The sequence below is a fragment of the Thermomonas hydrothermalis genome, from assembly GCF_900129205.1.
GTDB classification, from domain to species: Bacteria; Pseudomonadota; Gammaproteobacteria; order Xanthomonadales; family Xanthomonadaceae; genus Thermomonas; species Thermomonas hydrothermalis.
In genome coordinates this window covers 1-6,393 of record NZ_FQUK01000064.1, presented here as the reverse complement: position 1 = coordinate 6,393, position 6,393 = coordinate 1, and the positions used below count along the sequence as shown (strand labels likewise).

The window sequence follows — 6,393 nt, the reverse complement described above, 5'->3', positions numbered from 1 at the left end:
ATGGCATCGGATCGCCCCACCGCCGAACCGCTGCTCCGAAAGTGGGTCTCTTGGGCACGACGGTGTCGGCTGACGCCCTTCAAGAAGCTCGGTGCCACCATCCGCGACCACCTCACCGGCATCCTGCGGCATTTCGACACCGGCCTGTCCAACGGCCAGGTCGAGGCCTTCAACGCCCAGATCCAGGCCGCCAAGGCCCGCGCCAAGGGCTATCGCACTGACGCCAACCTGATCGCCATCAGCTACCTGCTGTGCGCCAAGCTCAGGCATCTACCCCGTCACCCTTGGCTCCATGCTCCCCATCAGACATGAACCGTTTCCACTGGAATCGCGATTGAGCCCGAGTGAGGGGCTCTGCAAACCAACGCCATACGCCAAACCCTAATGAGAGCAACGTCAGAGAGTAGAGCAGGTAAAACGGGCGGGCGAGCTCCGAGAGGAAATCTTCGCTCCGTTGCTCGCCCTTTGGCGTAACAATAAAACTTGGCGAGCGCGGGCTTTTGAGCACGCGGATCAGGCCGGAGAGTGTGTAGATCGATTGCGTCAGTTCGTACAGCTCGGAAACGAACGCCCAGCGCACGCGTCCAAACAGAAAGTCCGAGACGATCACCGCAGCCAGCACATGTGGCAGTGCATAGGCGAAAAACTGCGGCAGATTGGCGTTATAGATGTGCAATCCTAAAATCAGGAATGCCGAGGGCGCCAACACAAAAATCACACGCGCAAAGGCAAAGAACCAGAAAAATGCGCTGTTGAAATACGCCAGTCGCTGCCACCAGTGCAGACCTTTTTGTATGAGCGGGTTTTTCAGCAGTAGGATCTGCAACATGCCCTGCGCCCAGCGAACCCGCTGGGTGATGAAGCCGCTGTAGGTTTCTGGCTGCAACCCAGCGATCATCGGACGATTGATATACGCGCTTTTCCAGCCGCGGGCATGCAGTGACAGCGCAGTTTCAGCGTCCTCGGTGATCGACTGGCCCGACACGCCGCCCACCTCCATCAGTGCGGCGCGGCGCAACACCGCAGCCGAGCCGCAGAAAAACGAGGCCTCCCAGAAGTCCAGTCCACGCTGGATGACGGCATAGAACATTTCATTTTCACTGGGGATCTGGCCGAAGATGCGCAGATTGTGCTCGACCGGGTCGGGGTTGATGAAAAAGTGCGGAGTCTGCACCAGAAACAGCTTGGGGTCGGCGATAAAAGCCCCGACAGTGCGTTCGAGAAAATCGACCGTAGGCACGTGGTCGGCATCGAAAATCACAATCAGATCGCCGCGGGTATGCGGCAATGCAGCGTTGATATTGCCAGCCTTGGCGTTGACATTGTGGGCGCGGGTAAGATAATGCACGCCGATACGGTTGCACAGCGCCTGCAGCGTTTCGTGGCGTTGCTGTGCTGCGGCGGCCTTGATCGAGTCGGGATCGTTGCGCTTCTGCTCGGTGCCACCGTCGTCGAGCAAATAGACCTTGAGCTTGCCCGGCGCGTAGCGCATATTGGCCGCGGCGATCAGCGTGGTCTCCAGGATCTCCGGGTCTTCATTGTATGAGGGGACAAAAACGTCCACGCTCGGCCACAGCGTTTTATCCGCGGGCAGCGGCGGGCTGGCGCGGTCAAGCGGAAGCAGATTGACGAATAACCCCAAACCGTAGATCACGCCGCCGTACAATTCGGCCGCGAAGAGCGCCAGTGCTGCGATAAACGAGGCTAGGCCTTCGTACGTCAGTGTCTCGGTCACCCGCCAGACAAAATACCGCGCGGTCAGCAGCGCCGCCAGGGCGAGAAACAGCAGCCGCAGCCATGCGTAGCGTTGCCCCGGTCGCTTGAGCAGCAGCATGGCGGTCAGCGCTCCATACGCTAGCCATGCCTGGCTTTCGGTGCGTACCGGTATCCAGGCCAGATAAAGCCAGCCAATTGCCAGTGCCGCCCAAACGAAGGTCAGTAAAGCATCGGCGTGGAGGCGGCGCTTATTTGCTGTTTCTGGATTTACAACCACCACCTGCCCCCTGAAGCGACGTCCTCCCGCTTTCAGTTGCGGGGCGATTTTGCGTCGGGGTGGATGATAGTGGATGCCAGATGCTTTGCACAGGGCAGGACGTCAATCCGCCTGGTGCCTTTTTACGCCAGGTCTCGATGACGAGCATGGCTCGGCAGGCGCTATAGGTGCAGGCGAATCGGTGCGCTGCGCAAGTGAGGCCAGACGGCCTCACCCGCACTTGCTGTAGCCGCAGTTGAGGCAGGTGGCACAGCCATCCAGCAGCACCAGCGCCTTGGTCGAACACTTGTGGCACATGCTGGCCGACGGCGGGAACGACGCCCCTTCGCCGGTCACCGCGATGTCGTCGGGATGTGAGGCCGTGCTGCTGGCGTCGGTCACGCCGGCGTCAGCGTTTTTTTTTGAATGCTGTTCGAACAGGCGGCGCTTTTCTGCAATCAGGGCGCGCTGTTCCGGGCTCAGTTCCGGGTCATGCAGCAGGCCGATCGACTTCAGGTGATCCTCGACGATGCAGCCCAGCTCGGCCACCAGCGACGGCATATAGACGCCGCCGGCCTTGAAGTAGCCGCCGCGTGGGTCGAACACGGCTTTCATTTCCTCGACCAGGAAGGTGACGTCGCCGCCCTTGCGGAACACCGCCGACATGATCCGGGTGAGCGCCACGATCCATTGGAAGTGCTCCATCGACTTGGAGTTGATGAAGATCTCGAACGGGCGGCGCTGTTCGTGCTCGGTGCCGGCGTTGAGCACGATGTCGTTGATGGTCACGTACATGGCGTGTTCCACCAGCGGCGATTTGATCTTGTAGGTGCTGCCGACCAGCACCTCCGGGCGCTCGATGCGCTCGTGCATCTGGATCACGTTGCTGACAGGCGCACCGGCCGCGGCGTCGGCGGCAGGGGGCTGGGCGCTTTCCTTGGCCTTGTCGTCGGCGGTGACGACGGAATATCCCTTGATTTTCTTGTCGATCCGGATGGTCATGGTCGGAGGTGTTCCTGGGACGTGCGGGTTTGGGTGACTAGCCCCGCCTGGGCGGGACGGGCTGATACGTCCATCCTGGGCGCATCCACCCATGTCGAGCCCCGCAGAGGGGGCTCGACGTTCGCAAGTCGGCCATCCCTGGCCGATGCAGCCTCTGATGGATCGGGCAGCGCCCAGGCGGGCGCTCCCGATTGGCGATCAGCGGCTGACCTTTTTCGCCACTTTCTTCACCGCTTTCGTGGCGGTCTTTTTGCTGGCGGCCTTTTTGGCGACGGTGGACTTGGTCGCTTTCGTGGCCTTTTTGGCCGCGCTGCGGGCGGCCGGTCGGGAGGCAGCCTTGCGGGGCGCTGCCTTCTTCACGGCCGCTTTTTTGGCGGCGGCTTTCTTCGCGGCGGTCTTTTTGGTCACCGTGGTCTTTGCCGCCTTGCGCGCGGTTTTCTTGGCGGTGGCGGTGCGCTTGCCGGCAACCTTCTTCTTCAGCGCCTCCACTTCCTTGCGGGCTTCCTTGCTGGCGGTGGCAAGCTTCTTCTTGGCGACGGCGACGGTCTTCTTGACCGCCTTCTTCGCCTTGGCCACTTCCGTCTTGACTTTCTTTTCGGCGGACTTGGCCGCTTTGCGGACTTTCTCGACCGTGGCACTGGCGCTGCTGGCCACCGCGTCACTCACTTCCGCGACTTTCTCTTTCGCAGTTTCGACGGCTTCCGACAGGGTTGCCGTCACTCCCTCGCCGTTGCTCATGGGCCCTCCTTCACGGGCGTTGCTGGTGGGTGCGAAGTGATCCTATACCCGAAAACGGCCTGTGTGCAGCAAGGCGGGCAGCCCCGGCACACAGACCGTGCGCGGCCTGGTCAGAACTTGCCGTAATACCCTTCCTTGAGTGCGTCGAACAGGTTGGCGGCGGTGTGCAGTTCGCCGTCGTATTCGATCTGCTCGTTGCCCTTTGCCTCGATCACGGTGCCGTCTTCCAGTTCGAACCGGTAAATGGTGTTTTCCAGGTCCTTTTCCTTGACCAGCACGCCCTGGAAGGCCGCCGGATTGAAGCGGAACGTGGTGCAGCCCTTCAGGCCCTGCTGGTAGGCGTAGCGGTAGATGTCTTTGAAGTCCTCGTACGGGTAGTCGGTCGGGACGTTGGCGGTCTTGGAGATCGAGGAATCCACCCACTTCTGCGCCGCGGCCTGCACGTCCACGTGTTCCTTCGGGGTGATGTCGTCGGCAGCGATGAAATAGTCCGGCAGCTTGGCGTCCGGATCATCAGAGAACGGCATCGCCTTCGGGTTGACCAGGTGCCGGTAGGCCAGCAGCTCGTAGCTGTACACGTCCACCTTTTCCTTGGTCTTTTTGCCCTCGCGGATCACGTTGCGGCTGTAGTGGTGGGCAAAGCTGGGCTCGATGCCGTTGCTGGCGTTGTTGGCCAGCGACAGCGAGATGGTGCCGGTCGGCGCGATCGAGGTGTGGTGGGTGAAACGGGCGCCGACTTCGGCCAGGGCATCGACCAACTCCGGGGCGACCTCGGCAATGCGCTGCATGTACCGGCTGTAGCGCGCATGCAGCACCTTGCCCTGGATCTGCTGGCCCACCTTCCAGCCGTCGCGCACCATCTCCGGACGCTTGCGCAGCATCTCGGCGGTGACCGTGAAGACTTCCTCCATGATCGGCGCCGGGCCCTTTTCTTTGGCCAGTTCCAGCCCCGTTTCCCAGCCGGCGATCGCCATCTCGCGGGCCACTCGTTCGGTGAACGCGCAGGATTCCGGGCTGCCGTATTTCATTCGCAGCATGGTCATGGCGCTGCCCAGGCCCAAAAAGCCCATGCCGTGGCGACGCTTGCGCAGAATCTCGTCACGCTGTTGCTTGAGCGGCAGGCCGTTGATCTCGACCACGTTGTCGAGCATGCGGGTGAACACGCGCACCACTTCGCGGTATTCCTCCCAGTCGAACTCGGCCTGTTCCGTGAAGGGATTCTTGACGAACTTGGTCAGGTTGACCGAGCCCAACAGACAAGCGCCATACGGCGGCAGCGGTTGCTCGCCGCAGGGGTTGGTGGCGCGGATGTTCTCGCACCACCAGTTGTTGTTCATCTCGTTGACGCGGTCGATTAGGATGAAGCCCGGCTCGGCGTAGTCATACGTCGAGACCATGATCATGTCCCACAGGTGGCGGGCCCGGATGTGGCCGTAGATCTTGCAGGCCACCCGGCCATCCTCGCTGACGATGTAGTTGCGTTGGGTCGGCCAGTCGCGCCAGACCACCTGGGTCGGGTCGTTGAGGTCGATGTCGTCGCGTTCCTTGATGTTGACCGGGAACACCAGCGGCCAGTCGGCGTCCTGTTCAACCGCACGCATGAAGTCGTCGGTGATCAGCAGGCTTAAGTTGAACTGGCGCAGCCGCCCGTCCTCGCGCTTGGCGCGGATGAAATCCTTCACGTCCGGGTGCGACACGTCGAAGGTGCCCATTTGCGCACCGCGGCGCCCGCCGGCGGAGGAGACGGTGAAGCACATCTTGTCGTAGATGTCCATGAACGACATCGGCCCGGAGGTGTACGCGCCGGCGCCAGCCACGAACGCGCCTTTCGGACGCAGCGTGGAGAACTCGTAGCCGATGCCGCAGCCAGCTTTCAGGGTCAGGCCGGCTTCGTGCACTTTCTCCAGGATGCCGTCCATCGAGTCCTCGATGGTGCCGGACACGGTGCAGTTGATGGTCGAGGTGGCGGGCTTGTGCTCCTGCGCACCGGCATTGGACGTGATGCGCCCGGCCGGGATCGCGCCGCGCCGCAGCGCCCAGGTGAAGCGCTCCTGCCAGTAGTGACGCAGCTCGGGGGTGGCTTCCACTTCAGCCAGGGCCTTGGCGACGCGCCGGTAGGTGGCGTCGATGTCGGCATCCAGCGCAACCCCCTGCTTGGTCTTCAGGCGGTACTTCTTGTCCCAGATGTCCAGCGATGCCGGCTGCATCGGGATGTCCTGATGGGTTTCGTTTGCCACTGCTTCCAGCCTCGCCGTACTCACTGTCCTGACGCTCCTGTCGGTTCGCCCGCCGCTGGCGGGCCGTTGTTACTGCACTGCGCCGCTCCGATTGGCATCGGAGGGGGCTCTGGCCTGGGGTGGGCCGGCCCTGCCGGGTCGGTCAGGCCGTTTGCCGCGGTGGCGACTGGCGCCGACCCGCTTGCAAACCTGCCCCAAAAGCCCTGACCGAGCGCGACACCTCCCCCCTGCCGTGAACCCCGGCCAGGCGCCCCTTCGCCCCAACCCTTGGGATTCCTTGCGGGCCTAACCACAACATCTTGTGGCTGGCCGGCAAGACCTTAGTCATCCCTCCGGGGCAAGTCAACGTGATGTATGAGTCCACCACCTTTGGCACTCGGGTTGGTGCTGGAGCAGGAAGTGTAGCGGGGGTCGCTGGCCGAGGGCGTGGTGGGGGCGCTCGGC

5 protein-coding genes are annotated in these 6,393 nt (G+C 62.5%); 1 reads left to right on the top strand and 4 read right to left on the bottom strand.

Going from position 1 to position 6,393, the window contains the following annotated elements; translation table 11 throughout:
• A partial coding sequence (locus BUA29_RS11510) for a transposase (RefSeq protein ID WP_143148850.1) occupies nucleotides 1-312 on the top strand: 312 nt, incomplete at its 5' end.
• Here BUA29_RS11510 and bcsA read toward each other — a convergent pair.
• The 4 genes from bcsA to BUA29_RS11490 form a co-directional block, all read right to left on the bottom strand.
• Nucleotides 263-1,993, bottom strand: a complete 1,731-nt coding sequence (gene bcsA / locus BUA29_RS11505) for a UDP-forming cellulose synthase catalytic subunit (RefSeq protein WP_084602466.1) — start codon at nucleotides 1,991-1,993, stop codon at nucleotides 263-265. The two genes, BUA29_RS11510 and bcsA, sit on opposite strands and share 50 nt — an antisense overlap.
• Before the next feature lie 210 nt (nucleotides 1,994-2,203).
• Nucleotides 2,204-2,974 (bottom strand): TSCPD domain-containing protein, encoded by a 771-nt coding sequence (locus tag BUA29_RS11500; RefSeq protein WP_072756667.1) that lies wholly within the window; start codon nucleotides 2,972-2,974, stop codon nucleotides 2,204-2,206.
• A gap of 198 nt (nucleotides 2,975-3,172) precedes the next feature.
• Nucleotides 3,173-3,712 carry a hypothetical protein gene (locus BUA29_RS11495; protein ID WP_072756666.1) on the bottom strand — a complete coding sequence of 180 codons (540 nt, stop codon included), beginning with the start codon at nucleotides 3,710-3,712 and terminating at the stop codon, nucleotides 3,173-3,175.
• Between the two features lie 110 nt (nucleotides 3,713-3,822).
• Entirely contained in the window at nucleotides 3,823-5,973 is a 2,151-nt protein-coding gene (locus tag BUA29_RS11490) for an adenosylcobalamin-dependent ribonucleoside-diphosphate reductase (RefSeq protein WP_072756665.1), read from the bottom strand.
• Nucleotides 5,974-6,393 lie beyond the last annotated feature (420 nt).